Source organism: Acidovorax sp. Root267 (assembly GCF_001429215.1).
Lineage (GTDB): Bacteria > Pseudomonadota > Gammaproteobacteria > Burkholderiales > Burkholderiaceae_C > Acidovorax > Acidovorax radicis.
The window spans coordinates 264,534-281,781 of record NZ_LMJC01000032.1; the positions used below are offsets into that span (position 1 = coordinate 264,534).

At 59.9% G+C, this 17,248-nt stretch carries 19 protein-coding genes; 16 read left to right on the forward strand and 3 right to left on the reverse strand.

Features of this window, described 5'->3' with window-relative positions:
• Positions 1-9: 9 nt before the first annotated feature.
• The 9 genes from fliJ to fliR all read left to right on the forward strand — a co-directional run bounded on the left by fliJ (position 10) and on the right by fliR (position 6,482).
• Positions 10-474, forward strand: coding sequence for a flagellar export protein FliJ (fliJ, locus tag ASE39_RS23340; RefSeq protein ID WP_057229739.1), 465 nt, complete (start codon positions 10-12; stop codon positions 472-474).
• A 2-nt stretch (positions 475-476) separates the two neighbouring features.
• Entirely contained in the window at positions 477-1,826 is a 1,350-nt protein-coding gene (locus ASE39_RS27235) for a flagellar hook-length control protein FliK (protein ID WP_242421541.1), read from the forward strand.
• A gap of 361 nt (positions 1,827-2,187) precedes the next feature.
• Complete coding sequence (locus ASE39_RS23350) at positions 2,188-2,769, forward strand: flagellar basal body-associated FliL family protein (protein ID WP_029414288.1); 582 nt, start codon at positions 2,188-2,190, stop codon at positions 2,767-2,769.
• 18 nt (positions 2,770-2,787) lie between these two features.
• Positions 2,788-3,792 (forward strand): flagellar motor switch protein FliM, encoded by a 1,005-nt coding sequence (gene fliM, locus ASE39_RS23355; RefSeq protein WP_010466026.1) that lies wholly within the window; start codon positions 2,788-2,790, stop codon positions 3,790-3,792.
• The gene (fliN, locus tag ASE39_RS23360; RefSeq protein ID WP_010466023.1) at positions 3,782-4,219 is read left to right on the forward strand and encodes a flagellar motor switch protein FliN; all 438 of its coding nucleotides are present in this window, start codon (positions 3,782-3,784) and stop codon (positions 4,217-4,219) included. The genes fliM and fliN overlap by 11 nt, the downstream gene beginning before the upstream one ends.
• A 7-nt stretch (positions 4,220-4,226) precedes the next feature.
• A complete protein-coding gene (locus ASE39_RS26145; protein WP_081474695.1) occupies positions 4,227-4,583 on the forward strand; it encodes a flagellar biosynthetic protein FliO in 357 nt (118 codons plus the stop codon).
• Positions 4,576-5,346, forward strand: coding sequence for a flagellar type III secretion system pore protein FliP (gene fliP, locus ASE39_RS23365; RefSeq protein ID WP_010466020.1), 771 nt, complete (start codon positions 4,576-4,578; stop codon positions 5,344-5,346). Before ASE39_RS26145 ends, fliP begins: the two co-directional genes overlap by 8 nt.
• 11 nt (positions 5,347-5,357) lie before the next feature.
• Positions 5,358-5,627, forward strand: a complete 270-nt coding sequence (fliQ, locus tag ASE39_RS23370) for a flagellar biosynthesis protein FliQ (RefSeq protein ID WP_010466018.1) — start codon at positions 5,358-5,360, stop codon at positions 5,625-5,627.
• A gap of 84 nt (positions 5,628-5,711) precedes the next feature.
• Positions 5,712-6,482 carry a flagellar biosynthetic protein FliR gene (gene fliR / locus ASE39_RS23375; RefSeq protein ID WP_010466016.1) on the forward strand — a complete coding sequence of 257 codons (771 nt, stop codon included), beginning with the start codon at positions 5,712-5,714 and terminating at the stop codon, positions 6,480-6,482.
• Between the two features lie 25 nt (positions 6,483-6,507).
• Here the strand turns inward: fliR and ASE39_RS23380 are convergent, their stop codons facing one another.
• Both ASE39_RS23380 and ASE39_RS23385 read right to left on the reverse strand, forming a co-directional pair.
• Complete coding sequence (locus ASE39_RS23380) at positions 6,508-7,137, reverse strand: response regulator transcription factor (protein ID WP_057272670.1); 630 nt, start codon at positions 7,135-7,137, stop codon at positions 6,508-6,510.
• Positions 7,134-8,246, reverse strand: coding sequence for an ATP-binding protein (locus ASE39_RS23385; RefSeq protein WP_057229736.1), 1,113 nt, complete (start codon positions 8,244-8,246; stop codon positions 7,134-7,136). The genes ASE39_RS23380 and ASE39_RS23385 overlap by 4 nt, the downstream gene beginning before the upstream one ends.
• Before the next feature lie 182 nt (positions 8,247-8,428).
• Here ASE39_RS23385 and ASE39_RS23390 point away from each other — a divergent pair, with 182 nt between their 5' ends.
• The 7 genes from ASE39_RS23390 to ASE39_RS23420 all read left to right on the forward strand — a co-directional run bounded on the left by ASE39_RS23390 (position 8,429) and on the right by ASE39_RS23420 (position 14,929).
• The gene (locus ASE39_RS23390) at positions 8,429-8,875 is read left to right on the forward strand and encodes a hypothetical protein (RefSeq protein ID WP_010466010.1); all 447 of its coding nucleotides are present in this window, start codon (positions 8,429-8,431) and stop codon (positions 8,873-8,875) included.
• Positions 8,876-8,924: 49 nt separating this feature from the next.
• Positions 8,925-9,287: a response regulator gene (locus tag ASE39_RS23395; protein ID WP_010466008.1), complete on the forward strand. Its 363-nt coding sequence runs from the start codon at positions 8,925-8,927 to the stop codon at positions 9,285-9,287.
• Between the two features lie 39 nt (positions 9,288-9,326).
• Positions 9,327-11,477 carry a chemotaxis protein CheW gene (locus ASE39_RS23400; protein WP_057272671.1) on the forward strand — a complete coding sequence of 717 codons (2,151 nt, stop codon included), beginning with the start codon at positions 9,327-9,329 and terminating at the stop codon, positions 11,475-11,477.
• Positions 11,478-11,533: 56 nt separating this feature from the next.
• A complete protein-coding gene (locus ASE39_RS23405) occupies positions 11,534-12,022 on the forward strand; it encodes a chemotaxis protein CheW (protein ID WP_010466005.1) in 489 nt (162 codons plus the stop codon).
• A 101-nt stretch (positions 12,023-12,123) separates the two neighbouring features.
• Complete coding sequence (locus ASE39_RS23410) at positions 12,124-13,029, forward strand: CheR family methyltransferase (RefSeq protein WP_082615555.1); 906 nt, start codon at positions 12,124-12,126, stop codon at positions 13,027-13,029.
• A gap of 28 nt (positions 13,030-13,057) precedes the next feature.
• Positions 13,058-13,807 (forward strand): chemoreceptor glutamine deamidase CheD, encoded by a 750-nt coding sequence (gene cheD / locus ASE39_RS23415; RefSeq protein WP_029414287.1) that lies wholly within the window; start codon positions 13,058-13,060, stop codon positions 13,805-13,807.
• A 15-nt stretch (positions 13,808-13,822) separates the two neighbouring features.
• The gene (locus tag ASE39_RS23420; RefSeq protein WP_057272672.1) at positions 13,823-14,929 is read left to right on the forward strand and encodes a chemotaxis response regulator protein-glutamate methylesterase; all 1,107 of its coding nucleotides are present in this window, start codon (positions 13,823-13,825) and stop codon (positions 14,927-14,929) included.
• A gap of 83 nt (positions 14,930-15,012) precedes the next feature.
• On the opposite strand, the gene ASE39_RS23425 is transcribed toward ASE39_RS23420, so the two are convergent.
• Positions 15,013-16,911, reverse strand: coding sequence for an ATP-binding cassette domain-containing protein (locus tag ASE39_RS23425; protein WP_057272673.1), 1,899 nt, complete (start codon positions 16,909-16,911; stop codon positions 15,013-15,015).
• Positions 16,912-17,248: the final 337 nt, after the last annotated feature.

Consider the following 17,248-nt stretch of genomic DNA (forward strand, 5'->3'; position numbering starts at 1 on the left):
TAGCGAGCCATGTCCAGCCTCAACTCCCTCGCCGTCGCTGTGGAAGTGGCTTCCCGCAAGCGGGACGACGCGCGCAAAGTGCTGCAGGACATGCTGGCTGCGCAGCAGGCGGCGTGTGCCCAGCTCGACCAGCTCGAAGACTATGCCCGTGAGACGCAGGCGCGTTGGGGCATGAAGGCCGACACGACGATGAAGCCCGAGGTGATGTACCACCACTACCAATTCATGGACCGCCTGGGCCATGCTGCGAGTGTCCAGAGCACTGTGGTGGGGGAGCATGCCAACCGGGTGGAGGCAGCCAGGCGCGCCTTGCTGGAGGCAGAGCTGCGGCTGGCAAGCCTGCGCAAGGTCGTGGAAAAGCGGCGCCATGACCTGGAGTTGGCCGAAATGCGAAGAGATCAGAAACAAACCGATGAGCGGGCTGCATTGCAGTACCGCAGTGAGATTCAGGGCTCTGCGGGCCGGGAGTATTGACAATGGAACCCACAAAAATTTCTTCTTCCCAGGGCACCCAACCCGCCCACGCCGCACGTCCCCGGTCCACTGCCCAGGCCTCGGATGCGAATGCACCGGGGGCTGGAGGCTTTCTCGCACTGATGGCTGCGCTGGGCGATGTGTCCCAGGGGGATGGCGCTCCGCTGGATCTTGCGGCCTCCGTGGAGCCTGCCGACGTTGTCTCTACCGACGCTGCGAAGGGCGCGATGGACGCATCGGCCATGGCGGCATGGCAAGGTCTGCTGGTACCCGGCGCAAGCGTGCGGGTGGATGCTGCCGCGCCTGAGGGGTTTCAGGAAGGCGGCATTCTTCGTACCGGAGTGCAAAACGGATCGACCGTGGGGCCGGGCGCGCAAGGGGGGGGCGTCCAGGGTGGTTTGACTTCTATGGCGAGTTCCCTGGTCGCCACGGACGGCCTTCCACAAGGGATGGTGGCTGAAACTGCCATGCTCGACACCTCGGCGGACCTGAAGGAGGGGCTCCCTCAAGCCGGCGGGACGGCGCACGGCCGGGTTTTTTCACGCATGCAGACTGCGTTGTCCCAAAAGGCAGATGCCTTGGAGATGTCTACAGGGCGCTCACCGGTGGGCGGCGCCATGCTGCAGTCGCCGGGCCACCAGGGGTCGGCCTTGGCTGCGGTGCAGGCCGCCAGCGAGCGGATGGTGGTGGGTGCGCCCGCCGCCGGCGCAGCGGATCGCAGTATCGGTGGTGGGGGGGATCCTGCAGGCGGCGGCGTGGCGGCTTCCATCATGGACGGTTTGTTGTCTCCGGTGGCATCTGCACAGGGTGGTGGCGGTGCAGACGGGGGGGCGCGCTCTGGCGAAGGGCGTTCCGGGGCTGGGGCGTGGTTCGATAGTGGGGGCGGCTCCGGGCCGGTGGAGGCTGGTTCCCTGGATGGGGTCGGCGTGTTCACCGATCCCGCCCAGGCGGGCGCTGAAGAGCAGGTGACTGAGCAGGTGGCTTATTGGGTCAATCAGAAGACACAGAATGCAGAGCTCACGCTCAACCGTGACGGTCAGCCGGTGGAGGTTTCGGTATCGTTGTCTGGCAACGAAGCCCATGTCACGTTCCGCAGCGACCAGCCGCAGACCCGTGAACTGCTGGACCGCAGCATGGCACAACTGAGTGAACTGTTGCGCAGTGAGGGCCTCGTGCTTTCGGGTATGTCGGTCGGCACCTCGGCAGGACAGCGTGGAGATGCCGGGGGCTCCGAGCGCCAGAGCCAACGCGATGGAGCCCGCCAGGCGCAGGTGGTCGCCACCGCGCCCGCGGGCACAGCCTCGTTGCTGCGCGGTGGGGCTGCGGACCGCGCCGTCGATGTTTTTGTGTAAATCCAGGCGGGCAACGGGGCCGTCGGTCTGTCGCCATGCTGCATTCCTGGGCGAGGTCCCGCCATGGGGACGCTACGCTGGCGGCCGCGTGCTGACAACGTGTTGTGCCTCACGTGGCATTTCTTCTTGCGGCGTTGTGACGAAATTCTTGCCTGGATGCCATGAAGGGCATGCGGCCACCGCGAGACCGTGAATGGTTCCTGCGGTTGCGCGCAGAGGGCCTAGCGCAGCGAATGCCATGGTTTTGGGCTTTTATTCTGGCTATTATTGGTTGCAGCCTCGCCCAATAATGGGCCATCCGGTTTTGCCCGCCCAGGGACTGCGCGGGTACCACCCGTCCCCATAGCAAGGAATCCGCACTGTGTCAGCCAATACTCCCGCAACTCCCGCAGCGGCCCCGGCCAAAAGCAAGAAGATGCTCATCATCATCATTGGCGTTGTGGTGGCGGTGCTGGTGATTGGCGGTGGCGCGGCGGCCTGGTTCATTGCCAGCCGTTCTCATGCCGACGAGGAGGAAGGTGCTGCGCCCGCCCGCAAGGAGGCCCCCAAGGTGGCCCCTACTTTTCTGCCCATGGAAAACATGGTGGTGAACCTGGCGGACCCTGGCGGAGACCGGTTTGCCCAGATCGGCATTACCCTGGAACTGGAAGATGCCAAAACGGCGGAGCAAGTAAAGCTCTATCTGCCTTCTATACGCAGTGGCATCCTGATGTTGATTTCTCAGCGGACCTCCAGCGAATTGCTGCAGCGGGAAGGCAAGGAAAAACTGGCTGCCGACATCTTGCGTGAAGTCTCGCGCCCCCTGGGTTACACGGTTTCGACAGAGCGTCCACGGGCTGCGGCGGCCGACAAGGAGGACGACGCGCAGGAGCGGCCTTCACGTCGGCGCACGGAGCGTAACCCGGTGCACCGTGTGCTCTTTTCCAGCTTCATCATCCAGTGACCCGGGCGAGGACCAGTCATGAGTGATTCATTTCTTTCCCAGGAAGAGGTCGACGCCCTTCTCGAAGGGGTTACTGGCGAGAGCCAGAAATCGGTCGAGGAAGTGGCGGAGGCGGGCTCTGTCCGCAACTACGACATCTCCAGCCAGGAGCGCATCGTCCGTGGACGCATGCCGACGATGGAAATCGTCAACGAACGGTTTGCGCGCAACTTCCGGATCGGGCTTTTCAACTTTATCCGCCGCAGCCCTGAAATTTCAGTGGGCACCGTGTCCGTGCAGCGTTACAGCGCTTTTCTGCGCGAGCTGGCGGTGCCCACCAATTTCAACATTGTGGCCATTCGTCCGCTGCGCGGCAGCGGACTGATCGTGTGTGAACCGTCGCTGGTGTTCGGCATCATCGACACGCTGTACGGCGGTGTGGGCAAGTTTCAGACTCGGATCGAGGGGCGGGATTTTTCGCCCACAGAGCAACGGGTCATCAACCGTCTGGTGGACGTGATTTGCGCCGAATACAAAAAGGCATGGCAGGGCATCTATCCGCTGGAGCTGGAGTACCAGCGGTCTGAGATGCAGCCCCAGTTTGCCAACATTGCCACCCCCAGCGAGATTGTCGTGTCCACGGCATTTCAGTTGGAAATCGGGGATCTTTCAGGCGCAATTCATATTTGCATGCCCTATGCGACGCTGGAGCCGATCCGCGACGTGCTGTACTCGTCCACACAGGGCGACTCCATTGAGGTGGATCGCCGCTGGGTCCGTGTGCTGACACGTGAAATCCAGGCGGCCGAAGTGACCCTGGTGGCAGAACTGGCCCGTGCGGATGCCACCGTGGAGCAGTTGTTGGCCATGAAACCTGGTGATTTCATCGAGCTGGACCGTGAGCCTCGTATTCGCGCGTCGATCGGAGGGGTTCCCATTTTTGAATGCCAGTACGGAACGCACAATTCCAAGTACGCCATTCGTATCGAAGAATGCCTGCGCAATGCCGACATGAGCTGGCTGGGAGAAAAAGATGTCAACTGAAGAAGATAACAAGGATGCAGGCGCGGACGACCCATTTGCGGGTTGGGCGGAGGCACTTGAAGAGCAAAAACGCACCGACGACAAGCCCGGCGACGTGGAGCAGGGTGGTCCGTTGTCCGGTGAGCCGGTCCGTCCTTTTTCAGGCGGCGGCGATGGTACGGTCAACGATATCAACATGGTGCTGGACATACCCGTCCAGTTGTCGGTGGAGCTGGGACGCACCAAGGTGCCGATCAAGTACATCCTTCAGCTGGCCCAGGGCTCTGTCGTGGAACTCGATGCCCTCGCGGGTGAGCCAATGGACGTGCTGGTCAATGGCTATCTCATTGCACAGGGCGAGGTCGTCGTGGTGAACGACAAGTTCGGTATCCGTCTCACGGATGTGGTGACTCCTTCCGAGCGCTTGCGGCGGGTCAGTCGTGGATAGTGGCAGCATGACGCAGACGCTGGTTGTTGTTGTCCTTTTTGTCGGCGCCATGGCCTTGTTGCCGTGGCTAGTCCGTCGACTGCAGCAGCGCCACGCGGCGAGTGGTGCGGGTGTTGGTGCTGCGTCCCGGGTGTTGTCTGCGGTGGCAGTCGGACCCCATCAGCGCGTGGTCACGGTGGAGGTCGGACCGGAACATGCGAGGACCTGGCTGGTGCTGGGCGTGACGGCACAGCAGGTGAGCTGCTTGCATGTGCTTCCCGTCGGCCCTTCTGCTGTTCCCAACTCAGCTTCCAAGGCGGAACCTTCTTTTGCGCTGGAAATAGCTTCCGCAGTGAACACTCCCGGAAGTCCTGCCAATGTCTGACGTGTCACCTGTCCGTAGTGTGGTGTTGCTGGGGGCAGTGGTTGCCGTGAGTTTCTTGGTGCATGCCCCGGCCTTCGCGCAGGCGTCCGCTGGCTCCTTGCCGCTGGTGGTGGGTAGCGGGCCGTCTGGCAACAGCTACTCTGTGCCCATCCAGACACTGCTGTTCTTTACCGCACTCTCTTTCTTGCCGGCAGTGCTGCTCATGATGACGGGCTTCACTCGGATCGTGATCGTTTTGTCGCTGCTGCGCCAGGCGCTGGGCACCCAATCGGCGCCTCCCAACCAGGTCATCATTGGGTTGTCGCTGTTTCTCACTTTTTTCGTGATGGGGCCTACGCTGGACCGTGTGTACCAGGATGCCTACGTCCCTTACACCAACAACACCATCAGTTTTGAACAGGCCCTGGAGAAGGCCGAAGCGCCTATGCGCAGCTTCATGCTCAAGCAGACTCGGCAATCCGACTTTGCCCTCTTTTCCCGCCTGGCGCGCCTCGATTCCAGTGTGACTGCGGAGACCGCGCCCTTGAGGGTGCTGGTACCGGCGTTTGTCACCAGTGAGCTGAAGTCGGCGTTTCAGATCGGGTTCATGATCTTCATTCCGTTTCTGGTCATCGACATGGTGGTGTCGAGCATTCTCATGTCTCTGGGCATGATGATGTTGTCTCCGGTGCTGGTGGCGCTGCCGTTCAAGCTCATGCTGTTTGTGTTGGCGGATGGCTGGAACTTGCTGATCGGTTCGCTGGCTGCCAGCTTTGTGCCTTAAAGGAGTTGCCAATGACTTCGCAAATGGTGCTGACGATAGGGCGCGATGCCCTGACACTGCTCCTAATGATCTCCATGCCCGTGCTCGGGGTGGTCATGGCGGTGGGGTTGATCGTGAGCATTTTTCAGGCCGTTACCCAGATCCATGAAGCGACGCTTGCTTTTGTGCCCAAGCTGATTGCCGCCATGGTCGTTTTTGCCATTGCGGGTCCTTGGATGCTCAGCACCCTGGTGGACTTTATCCGGCGGACCATCGAATCCATTCCTTCGATGATCGGCTAGTTCCATGAAAAGGGCGAGCTATGGGCGTGTTTCCCGCCGCCGGATGTTCGCAGTCTCCGTTTCCGGCTGACGCCTGAGGATCGCGTGATCACCTTCACCGAAGCCCAGCTGATGGCTTGGCTGTCTCCCATCCTGTGGCCCTTTTTGCGTGTGTTGGCCGTATTTTCAGTCGCGCCGGTGTTCTCCATGCGAACAGTCCCGATGCGCGTCAAGATCGGACTGGCGTTTCTGGTGGCCCTTTGCGCGCAGGGCGTGCTGGGTGATCAACCGGTCATCAGTGTCAATGGCCGAGAGGCGTTTGGTGCCGTCGCGCAGCAGGTGGCTGTGGGGCTTGCGATCGGATTTTCAGTCCGACTGGTGTTTGCCGCCGTAGAACTGGCAGGTGAAATCATTGGCTTGCAGATGGGGTTGAATTTCGCGTCGTTCTTTGACCCGTCTTCCAATGCGCAGATCAGCGCCGTTGCGCGCTTTTTTGGGCATATGGCGACGCTGCTTTTTGTGGTCATCAACGGCCATCTGTTGATTCTGATGGCGGTGGTGAAAAGTTTCGACCGCTTTCCGGTCAATGGCAACTTTCTGCAGGCGCTGGGGCAAATGCGCCTTTATGAGCTGGGCTCTTCGCTGTTCTCCAGCGCGCTGTGGATCGCGCTGCCCATGATTGCGCTTCTGCTGTTTGTCAATTTGACGCTCGGCATCATTTCGCGTGTCGCGCCTCAAATGAACATCTATGCGGTGGGTTTCCCTGTGACACTGACCGTGGGGATGCTGGGCATTGTGGCCACGCTGCCCCTTTTGGAGCAACCCGTACTGGCACTCATGCAGCAGGCAGTCGATCTGTTTGCCGCTCAGAGATAGAGAGTTAGGGAGCCTGGGCGCGGAGTCAGACCAGCTGGTTCCGGATGGCGTAGACGGTGAGTTCTGCGTTGTTGGAAAGTTTGAGTTTTTCCAGGACCCGGGAACGGTACACGCTCACCGTTTTCGGGCTCAGCATCAATTCCTCTGCGATGTCCGACAGCCTGCGGCCGGATGCTATCTTGACCAGTGTCTGCAGTTCCCGCTCGGACAGCGCCGTGTGCGGCGCTTCCGGCGTAGGCTGGGCCAAGCTGTCCGCCAGCATCTGCGCAACTTCTGCCGTGAGGTACTTGCGCCCCTGCATGACGGTCCGCACGGCGGCAATCAACTCGATGGGGTCTCCGGCCTTGTTGGCATAGCCCTGAGCGCCAGCCTTCAGGCAGCGTAGGGCGTACTGGTCTTCTGGATACATGGAGACCACCAGCACCTTGATGGTGGAGTGGGTTTCGCGCAAGCTGGTGAGCACTTCCAGGCCGCTGCGACCCGGCATGTTCAAGTCCAGCAGCAGGACATCGCAGGGGGCGGAGCGCAGCACCTCGCGCAGCTCGGAATATCCTCCAGCCTCGCCCGTCACCTGGATGTCGGGCGCGTCGGCCAGCGTGTCGCGTATTCCCCGCCGCAAGACGGCATGGTCGTCGCACAGGACCACATGAATCACTGCGCATCTCCTGAGGCTGGTGGTGTAGGGTGCGATGTTAGCGGTATGGACAGGATCACGGAGGTGCCATGACCGGGACGGCTGCTGATATCCAGCCACCCTCCCACGGTCTTGGCGCGTTCATGCAAGCCTTTAAGCCCGAAGGCTTTGGGTTTTTCCAGCATGGCTGGGTCGATGCCCTGGCCGTCGTCGGTCACTTCCAGCGTCAGCACGTCCTCCTTGTCGGAGAGATCAATGTGTACCGTTTTTGGGTGTGCGTGTTTGGCGATGTTGGTCAACGCTTCCTGCGCCGTGCGATAGGCAACCAGCTGGATATCTGCGGCTGCCTGGATGGTTTCGCTGCTGCTTACAACGCGGGCTGGAATGCCGGAGCGGCGTTCAAATCCGGCGGCAAGCCACTGCACCGCTGCGACCAGCCCTTGTTCAAGAATGGGGGGGCGCAGATTCATCATGATGCGCTGGCTGGCCCCGATGGCGTGCTGCAGCATTTCCGTCGCAGACGCCGCGTGTTCCTGCATCTCAGGGTTGGCACTGTGGCGCCCAATCCACGCCACATCGAACCTCACGGCGGTCAACGCGCCGCCAATGTCGTCGTGTATTTCGCGAGCAATGGACGCGCGCTCCTGTTCGATCGATGTTTGCAGATGCTCCGTCAGATCCGCCAATCTGCGCTCGGAGGCTTCGAGTTGCGCAACAGCCCGTTCGCGCGCCTGCCGGGCCTCGTGAACCTCCAGAGCGCGTGCGATGACGTGGGGCAGGCGTTGAAGGTCGTCCTTGAGCAGATAGTCGGCAATACCCAGGCGGATCGCGTCCACAGCCGCCGCCTCGCCGATGGCGCCCGAAAGAAGCACAAAGGGTGGGTGGTGCGGCTTTTGCACCACATGCGCCCATGCGTCCAGCGCAGTGAAGCCGGGCAGCCGGTAATCTGCCAAGATGATGTCGAACGGCTGGGTGTCAGTCAGTCGCTGGAAATCAGGAAGTGAGTCCACCTGACGGAGGTGGCAGTGGAGCCCAGACCGTCGCAGGGTCAATGCGGTCAACTCATGATCCGCCAGTGAATCTTCAAGATGCAGGATGCTGAGGGTCTGGTCTGGTGCTATGGTGACCATAGGAGCGCTATCATAGGATACAAATTGGAACAAACAAGGGTGTTTGTCCGATTGGGATGGTTTCCGCGTCAGCGTCCAATGGGTGCTGACACGAGGGTGCACAAGGGCTTTGGGCCATTGTGCAGGTGTCGTAGTCCTGTGTTTTTGCGTGCTTTGCTGCTGCGTGCCGCGATGGAGAAACGATGCAATCTACGCTAACAACGTCTGGAGGACCTGCTGTCCAGGTTCCCGTCATGGTGGCGGCAGAACTGCAGGATTCGTTGCTGGTCGTTATGCATGACCTGCATCGCCTGGAAGGACTGCTTAACCATGCAACCGACAACCTGCTGGAACGCTTCGGAGAGGCGAATGCCGTGCTAACGGATGCCGCTGTTGCAGATTCCCCTGAGCTGGTGGCCGCCCGTGCAGCACTGCGGAGTGCTGTGACCGAGTTGCAGTTTCAGGACATGGCATCCCAGTTGATCTGGCACACGACCAAAGTGCTGCAAGGATGCGCTTTCCGCCTTGCCTCCGAGGCCATGGGCAACGAAGATGGTGAAGAAGCCGCCCCCTTTGCGGAGATGGCGCCCGACCGGCCCAATCCCGTCACGCAGAGCGAGATGGATGCGGGTTCTGTGGACCTGTTCTGACCCTCACATCACTGGTTCACCTATATATTCAAGTCAGTTGGAGCCTTACATGCAATCGATCCTTGCCGTAGATGATTCACCGTCCATGCGAAAAATGGTGTCGTTCACTCTCACGGGTGCCGGCTATCACGTCGTGGAGGCAGTGGATGGGCAGGATGCCCTGGAAAAGGCCGAGAGCCACAACATTGATCTCGTGCTGGCAGACCAGAACATGCCTCGGCTGGACGGGATTGGACTCACGCGAAAACTGCGTGAAAACCCAAAATTCAAGACCATTCCGATTCTGATTCTCACTACCGAGTCCAGCGATCAGATGAAGCAGGCGGGGCGGACCGCAGGGGCTACGGGCTGGCTCGTCAAACCCTTTGATCCTAATCGCCTGATCGAAGTTATCCAGAAAGTGATCCGCTGAGCCGGTTGTCCAGGATCACCAAGTACACAGGAGCCCACGATGGCGGAAACCTACCAAGAAGGATCGGGTGCAGGCGCTGACTTCGACCTGAGCCAGTTCTATCAGATCTTTTTCGAGGAAGCGGGCGAAAACCTGGACCAGATGGAGCAGATGCTTCTGGACCTGGATTTGAGTAGCGCCAACGACGAAGAACTCAATGGCATCTTCCGGTGTGCCCATTCGATCAAGGGTGGTTCGGCCACTTTTGGGTTCTCGGATGTTGCCGAACTGACCCACCAGATGGAGTCTCTTTTGGATCGGTTGCGCCGCCATGAACTGCAGCCCATCCCCCAGATGGTGGACGTGCTGCTGGAATCTGCCGATGCTTCCCGCAGCCTGTTGGCCCGCCATCAGGCGGGTGGACAGGGTGATGCTGTGTCCACCACTTCACTGGTCCGTCGCATCAGTGAGCTTGCTGCGGGGCTGGTACCCGGTGATGCCCCCGCTGTGGCTCCACCGCCGTCGCCTGCGGCACCTTCACCAGCACCCCAGGTTGCTGCGCCCGCGCCCGCACCGAAGGTGATTGCGCCAGCGGTGGCAGGCCAAGCGCGCATGCTGGAGATTCAGATTGGCCCGTTGGACCGATTGGAGCAGGCGGACGCCATCAAGGAGCTGTTCCGGGATATCCCTGGCCTCGGGGCTATTCGTGACATAGAAAGTCAACAGGCAAATACGCGGCTCTTCGCGGTGGAAACCACCTCCACCAACGACGACCTTCTCGACCTGTTTGCCTTTCATGTGGCCAAGGAGCAAGTGTTGATTCGCGATGCTGGGGGGGCAGCGCCAGCCCAATCGCCTGATGAGGATGAAGAAGCTGCACTCGCAGCCGGTGCTGCTGGGGGTGAAGCCTACGGATTCTTCAGTGACGCGCCTGGTGCGCCACGTGCCGATGCACCTCAGGCGGCTGCCCATGCCCCCGCGCAAGCCTCCAAAACGGTGGTGGCGCCAAAGGCCAGTGAGCCTAAGGTTGCCATGCAGGCACAAATGGAGTCCACAACGATTCGCGTCGATGTGAAAAAGGTCGATCAGCTGATCAATCTGGTGGGTGAACTGGTGATCACCCAGGCGATGCTGGCCCAAAACAGCCGTGGGTTGGATGCGGGCGCTTATCAACAGCTGCTGGCGGGACTGGCCGACCTGGATCGCAACACTCGCGATCTTCAGGAGTCGGTCATGTCGATCCGCATGATTCCGATGTCGATTGTTTTCAGCCGTTTCCCCCGCATGCTGCGGGACTTGGCCAACAAGCTGGGCAAGAAGGTTGAACTGGTGACGCTGGGCGAAGCCACCGAACTGGACAAAGGTTTGGTCGAGAAGATCACGGACCCGCTGACCCACCTGGTGCGCAACAGTTGCGACCACGGGATCGAGATGCCGGCAGACCGATTGGCCAAAGGCAAATCCGAGCATGGAACCATCACGTTGTCGGCCTCTCACCAGGGCGGCTCGATCGTGATTGAGGTGCGCGACGATGGCCGTGGACTCTCGCGCGAAAAAATCCTCAGCAAAGCACAAGAACGTGGCATTGAAGTGTCCGAGCAGATGAGCGACGCCGAAGTCTGGCAGTTGATCTTTGCCCCCGGTTTCTCTACCGCGGATGAGGTGACCGACGTGTCGGGGCGTGGTGTGGGTATGGATGTGGTCAAGCGCAACATTGCTGCGCTCAACGGATCGGTTGAAATCGATTCCGCTGAAGGTTACGGGATGAAGGTCTCTGTGCGCTTGCCGCTGACGCTGGCCATCATGGATGGCATGTCCGTGGGAGTGAGCGATGAGGTTTACATTCTTCCGCTGTCTTCGGTGGTGGAGTCTTTCCAGGTCAACGCAGACGATGTGAGCACCGTGGCCCAGGGCTCGCAACTGGTGAAAGTGCGCGACGAGTACATGCCTGTGATCGCACTGGAGAAAATTTTCCAGGTGCCGCGTTTCGACCCAAACAAATCCAGCAACATCATGGTGGTTGTGGAGGCTGATGGCAGCCGTGTGGCGCTGTTGGTCGATGAGTTGCTGGGCCAGCACCAGGTAGTCGTCAAGAACCTTGAGTCGAACTACCGCAAGGTCCCCAACGTATCCGGGGCCACCATCTTGGGCGACGGCACGGTTGCGCTCATTCTGGACACCGGTGGCTTGGTGCGACGGGCGCGCCACTAGATTTAAGCGGCTGTGTCCGAGAGGGGCATGGCGCTGTCACGAAAGGAGAATGCACCATGAGTGTGATGGGTAAAACTGCAGAAGCGGTGCCAACGGGCACCCGTGAATATCTGACGTTCCGCCTCGACCAGGAAGAGTACGGTATCGACATCCTGAAAGTGCAGGAGATCCGTGGCTATGAGCCGCCGACACGGATTGCGAACGCTCCCAATTTCATCAAGGGTGTCGTCAATCTGCGTGGGACCATCGTGCCCATTGTCGATATGCGCCTCAAGTTCAACTGCGCGCAGGCCGACTACAACAGCTTCACGGTGGTCATCATCTTGAACCTCCGTAACCGGGTGGTTGGAATCGTGGTGGACTCCGTCAGCGACGTCATGGAACTGACGCCGGAGAGTATTCGCTCGGCACCAGATATTGAAAGCGCCATCGACAACAGTTGCATTCTCGGACTTGGATCGGTGGGGGAGCGAATGCTGATTCTGCTGGACATCGAAAAGCTCATGTCCGGTGTAGACATGGGGCTGGTGACTGCCAACGAGTAGGACGCCTCCGTCGCTAACGTGGTGGAACCGTCACCTGCCAATTTGCGGGTGTGGCTTGCAGATCTCTAGGAGCGAACAGGATTTCCCGTCGGACGATCAATATGGCCCCAACCACCAGTGCCTCTTCTGCAACCCGGCCCGCTATCGGCAGGGTGGACCCCGCGTATGCCGCAGCGGCGGCCCCGTCGGGGCCGCTGGCTCAGGGGCGTGAATTTGTCTGGACCAACGCGGATTTTGCGCGGGTACAGGCCCTGATCTATCAGCGGGCAGGGATCAGCTTGCACGACGGCAAGCATGCCATGGTATACAGCCGGCTTTCACGCCGCTTGCGGGATACGGGGCACAACAGTTTTCATGACTATCTGGGATGGTTGGAGACGCACGACGGCCCGGAGTGGCAGGAGTTCATCAATGCGCTCACCACCAACCTCACGGCATTTTTCCGCGAGCAGCATCACTTCGAAATTTTTGCTTCGCACCTGCGGGGCAAGCCGTCTGCCGGCTGGAAGGTTTGGTGCAACGCGGCGTCCACCGGAGAAGAGCCTTATTCGATTGTCATGACGGCATTCGAGGCGCTGGGGGCCAACGCTTCGTTCAAGCTCACTGCCAGTGATATTGATTCCCGTGTCTTGGCGACTGCGGCGCAGGGTGTCTACCGTCTTGACAGCCTCAAGGGCTTGAGCCCGGAGCGGTTGCAGAAGTTTTTCCTGCGTGGGAAGGGGGGCAACCTTGGCATGGTGCGGGCCAAGCCGGAACTGCGACGCGCGATTGATTTCATGAGCGTGAATCTCATCCGGGACGATTGGCCGTTCAAAGAACCCTTTGATGTGGTTTTTTGCCGCAACGTGATGATCTACTTTGATGCCCCTACGCAGAGGCGTGTGCTGGAGCGGATTCACCGGGTCTTGAAGCCTGGGGGCATGCTGTTTGTGGGACATGCCGAAAACTTTAGCGAGTCCAGAGACCTGTTTACGCTGCGTGGCAAAACCGTGTACGAGCGCCGCTGACCTGCCATGTTGCCTGGCACCTAGCCCCATGACCAATATTCCATCAGGATCATCTCTTCCCCCGGCCGCAGCTTCTCCAGGCTCGTCCGAACGGCGACGTGCCCCGCGCATTGCGCCATTGAGTGCGGACATCTATTCCGCAGGGACTGGACCTGCACGGGAGTCTTCGCTGCAAGAGCTCAAAACACGCAGCCGCAAGCCTGGGGAGGCATCTTTTTTCTATCTGGACCATCATTTCCAGCACAACGCTGTGAAAGTCCTCCCTGGTGAGTATTTTGTCGGCGACGAGAACATGATCATCATGACCGTGTTGGGGTCGTGTATTGCCGCCTGTCTTTGGGACAGCCGCGCGCACGTGGGTGGGATGAACCACTTCATGCTGCCCGACGGTGATGTTGCGGATGCGTCAGGGCGTTATGGCTCGTATGCCATGGAGTTGCTGATCAACGAGATGCTCAAGCTGGGGGCCCGTCGCGAAACCATGCAGGCCAAGATTTTTGGGGGCGCGCAGGTGATGCACAACTTCACGACCATGAATGTCGGAGAGCGCAACACCAATTTTGTTTTGAACTACCTGCATACGGAGCGTATTCCCATCGTCTCCGAGGATGTCCTGGATATTTATCCGCGCAAGGTGGTTTTTTTTCCTATCACAGGGAAAGCCATGGTCAAGCGATTGGCGCATGCACACCCCGAAGCCTTGGTGGCCCAGGAAGTGCGCGGCAATGCAGCCACTGTGGCAAAGACTACCTCGGGCGGTTCTGTTGATCTGTTTTGAGGAAGGCGTGAGTTAATGAGCAGGAAAATCCGGGTGATCGTGGTGGACGATTCGGCGTTGGTCCGCAGTCTGCTGTCCGAGATCATCAACCGGCAGCGGGACATGGAGTGCATCGGCACCGCCAATGATCCCTTGGTGGCGCGCGAGATGATCCGCGAGCTCAATCCCGATGTCATCACATTGGATGTTGAGATGCCTCGCATGGATGGCATCGACTTTCTGGGGCGTTTGATGCGCTTGCGCCCGATGCCTGTGGTGATGATTTCCACGCTGACGGAGCGGGGCGCTGAGGTGACGATGAAGGCCCTGGAGCTGGGTGCCGTCGATTTTGTAGCCAAGCCCCGTGTTGGCTTGGCCAGCGGACTCAATGATCTTGCGGCCCAGATCGTGGATAAGATCCGCGTGGCTGCGGTGGCCCAGGTCCGCCGCGCGCCCGCGCGTGAAAACACGCCTTCCGGCGGTGCGGGAGGATCGGCTGGCGTGGCAGCAGCGCCCACCGCTTCAGCGCTTCTGGGCCGCTTGTCCACCGAAAAGCTGATCTGCATCGGTGCGTCCACGGGTGGCACGGAGGCCATCAAGGAGGTGTTGGTGCAGATGCCTGCGGATTCGCCTGCGATCGTCATCACTCAGCACATGCCCCCAGGGTTCACCACCAGCTTCGCGGCTCGGCTGAATGGTCTTTGCCAGATCACGGTCAAGGAGGCGTTGAATGGCGAGCGCATCTTGCCTGGCCATGCCTATATTGCCCCAGGTGGTACTCAGTTTCATGTGGCCCGCAGTGGCGCCAATTATGTAGCGGTGGTGGATGACGGCCCGCCCGTGAACCGCCACAAGCCCTCGGTAGAAGTGTTGTTCAAATCGGCCGCAGCTGTAGTCGGACGCAACGCGTTCGGCATCATGCTCACCGGTATGGGAAACGATGGGGCCGCTGCGATGCGGGAAATGAAGGACGCTGGCAGCTACAACTATGTGCAGGATGAGGCGACCTGCATCGTTTTTGGTATGCCGCGTGAAGCGATTGCCCATGGTGCTGCCGACGAAGTTCTGCCGCTGGGGCAAATTGCGTCGGCATTGATCGCACGCCTGCGCGGTGCTACAGACCGGCTGCACCATCGAATCTGATGGGGTAACTGGCATAGCTGGCATGCGCAGACCGGGTACTTCCGGCGATTGCGCACCCTTGGTGTTGCCCGGTGTCGGCTGGTTTATGCGGCCAGGGCTGTCCAGCGCTCCAGAGCCGTCATCAACGCTTCCTCTATCTCGCCAGCCCGTGCGGTCATGGCTGTGGCCTTTGCAGGATCGGTGCTATACAGCCTTCCGTCGGCCAAGGCCGCTTGCAGTTCTTGCTGTTCTGATTCCAATGCCGCTATTTGCGCGGGAAGTTGATCAAGCTCGCGCTGCTCTTTGTAACTTAGTTTCTTTTTTGATAGCTGCTCAGGCTTATTGAATAAGCCCTGGGCCGTATTTTCATTCAAATTTTCTCTCTCAGCCTTCTTGGTGGTGGGCGCGGACGCATTGAGGGCCCTGCTGCGCTTGGATTGCACCAGCCAGTCCTGCACGCCCCCTTCGTACTCGCGCCACAAGCCGTCGCCTTCAAATGCGATCGTGCTGGTGACCACGTTGTCGAGAAATGTCCGGTCGTGGCTGACGAGGAACACGGTACCTTCGTAGTTTTCCAGTAGCTCTTCCAGGAGATCCAGCGTGTCGATGTCGAGATCGTTGGTGGGTTCGTCCAGCACCAGGACATTCGCGGGGCGGGCGAACAGCCGTGCCAGCAACAGACGATTGCGTTCGCCACCTGATAGGGAGCGGACCGGGGAATGCGCCCGGGCAGGAGAGAACAGAAAATCACTCAGATAGCTTTTGACGTGCTTGCGCTGGTTGCCGATCTCGATCCATTCGCTGCCCGGGCTGATGAAGTCTTCCAGGGTGGCATCCAGATTGACGGCGTGGCGCATCTGATCAAAATAGGCAACTTGCAGGTTCGCCCCTTGGCGGATGGTTCCCTCGTCAGGTGCCAATTCGCCCAGGATCATTTTGAGCAGCGTGGTCTTCCCTGCGCCATTGGGGCCAATCAGTCCTACTTTGTCCCCGCGCAGGATGGTTCCGGTGAAATTGCGAACGATGGTCTTGTCGCCGAACGACTTGCCGACTCCCGTCAGCTCCGCGACAATCTTTCCCTGGTATCCGTTGGAGCCACCGGTCGCCACATCCATGCGAACGCTGCCGACCACTTCGCGGCGTGCTTCGCGGCGCGCACGCAAATGCTCCAGGCGGCTGATGCGGCTCTGGCTGCGAGTGCGGCGCGCTTCGACGCCGCGGCGTATCCAGACTTCTTCCTGTGCCAAAAGCTTGTCGGCTTTGGCGGAAATGACGGCCTCCTGCGCTAGCTGGTCTTCCTTTTGCAGCTGATACTGCGCGAAGTTACCGGGGTAGGATCGCAATTGACCCCGGTCCAGCTCAACGATGCGGGTGGCGACGCGATCGAGGAATGATCGATCATGGGTGATGGTGACAACGCTGCCCGGAAAATCGAGCAGAAGGTCCTCCAACCATTCGATTGAATCGAGATCCAGATGGTTGGTGGGTTCGTCGAGCAGCAGTACATCTGGGCGAGCCACCAGCGCCTGTGCCAGTGCGACACGTTTCTTGGTTCCACCCGACAGCGTCCCGATGACAGCGTCGGGATCAAGGTGCAGCCGCTGCAGGGTCTCCTCTACCCGCTGCTCCCAGTTCCAGGCATCGTACGCTTCGATTTCGGATTGCAGTGCATCCAGGTCAAGCCCTTCCGCGCCCGACAGATACTGATCGCGGATTGCGATAACCCGCTGCAGTCCTTCAGAAGCAGATTTGAAGATGGTGGCCGTAGCGTCCAGCGATGGCTCCTGGGCCACAAAGGCAATTCGCACGCCTTGTTGGACCTGTAGCGAGCCGTCGTCCGGCTTCGCAAGACCGCCGAGGATTTTGAGAAGCGAGGATTTGCCTGCACCGTTACGACCGATCAGTCCAACGCGTTCTGCAGTCTCCAAGGAAAAGCCGGCGTGGTCCAGCAATGCAACGTGCCCAAATGCGAGTTGGGCGTCCAGTAGGGTGATAAGTGCCATAAGGGCTGGATTATCGGGGCGAGAGACTGCGCAGCTCCCCGTTGCCTCTGTTGGACTGGTTTTGGTCGCGCTCTGTTGGCGAGAGTTTCCGCTACTTTTTGTCCTATATGGATAGCGGTGCAGCTGCGCGACAAGTGGTCGCAGCTTGCTGCGCGTAATGGACTGACGTGCGGACCTGTGTTCGGGGCGAGTAAGGCTTCCTAAAATTTCCTCCCATCTTTCTTGCCGCCCCTAAAACTAGTGCTATAGTCGAGGGCTTCGCTACTGAGGCGGTTCTGCAGAAATGCAGGGAGCTGGTGGTTCGGGTGGTGATGAGGCTGAGGCCTTGTTGCTGCAG

What these genes read in the sequence shown, in the direction of transcription:
- fliJ (WP_057229739.1), top strand. Translation starts at nt 10, where the DNA reads ATGTCCAGCCTCAACTCCCTCGCCGTCGCTGTGGAAGTGGCTTCCCGC.
- ASE39_RS27235 (WP_242421541.1), top strand. Translation starts at nt 477, where the DNA reads ATGGAACCCACAAAAATTTCTTCTTCCCAGGGCACCCAACCCGCCCAC.
- fliM (WP_010466026.1), top strand. Translation starts at nt 2,788, where the DNA reads ATGAGTGATTCATTTCTTTCCCAGGAAGAGGTCGACGCCCTTCTCGAA.
- fliN (WP_010466023.1), top strand. Translation starts at nt 3,782, where the DNA reads ATGTCAACTGAAGAAGATAACAAGGATGCAGGCGCGGACGACCCATTT.
- ASE39_RS26145 (WP_081474695.1), top strand. Translation starts at nt 4,227, where the DNA reads ATGACGCAGACGCTGGTTGTTGTTGTCCTTTTTGTCGGCGCCATGGCC.
- fliP (WP_010466020.1), top strand. Translation starts at nt 4,576, where the DNA reads ATGTCTGACGTGTCACCTGTCCGTAGTGTGGTGTTGCTGGGGGCAGTG.
- fliQ (WP_010466018.1), top strand. Translation starts at nt 5,358, where the DNA reads ATGACTTCGCAAATGGTGCTGACGATAGGGCGCGATGCCCTGACACTG.
- ASE39_RS23385 (WP_057229736.1), bottom strand. Translation starts at nt 8,246, where the DNA reads ATGGTCACCATAGCACCAGACCAGACCCTCAGCATCCTGCATCTTGAA.
- ASE39_RS23390 (WP_010466010.1), top strand. Translation starts at nt 8,429, where the DNA reads ATGCAATCTACGCTAACAACGTCTGGAGGACCTGCTGTCCAGGTTCCC.
- ASE39_RS23395 (WP_010466008.1), top strand. Translation starts at nt 8,925, where the DNA reads ATGCAATCGATCCTTGCCGTAGATGATTCACCGTCCATGCGAAAAATG.
- ASE39_RS23400 (WP_057272671.1), top strand. Translation starts at nt 9,327, where the DNA reads ATGGCGGAAACCTACCAAGAAGGATCGGGTGCAGGCGCTGACTTCGAC.
- ASE39_RS23405 (WP_010466005.1), top strand. Translation starts at nt 11,534, where the DNA reads ATGAGTGTGATGGGTAAAACTGCAGAAGCGGTGCCAACGGGCACCCGT.
- ASE39_RS23410 (WP_082615555.1), top strand. Translation starts at nt 12,124, where the DNA reads ATGGCCCCAACCACCAGTGCCTCTTCTGCAACCCGGCCCGCTATCGGC.
- cheD (WP_029414287.1), top strand. Translation starts at nt 13,058, where the DNA reads ATGACCAATATTCCATCAGGATCATCTCTTCCCCCGGCCGCAGCTTCT.
- ASE39_RS23420 (WP_057272672.1), top strand. Translation starts at nt 13,823, where the DNA reads ATGAGCAGGAAAATCCGGGTGATCGTGGTGGACGATTCGGCGTTGGTC.
- ASE39_RS23425 (WP_057272673.1), bottom strand. Translation starts at nt 16,911, where the DNA reads ATGGCACTTATCACCCTACTGGACGCCCAACTCGCATTTGGGCACGTT.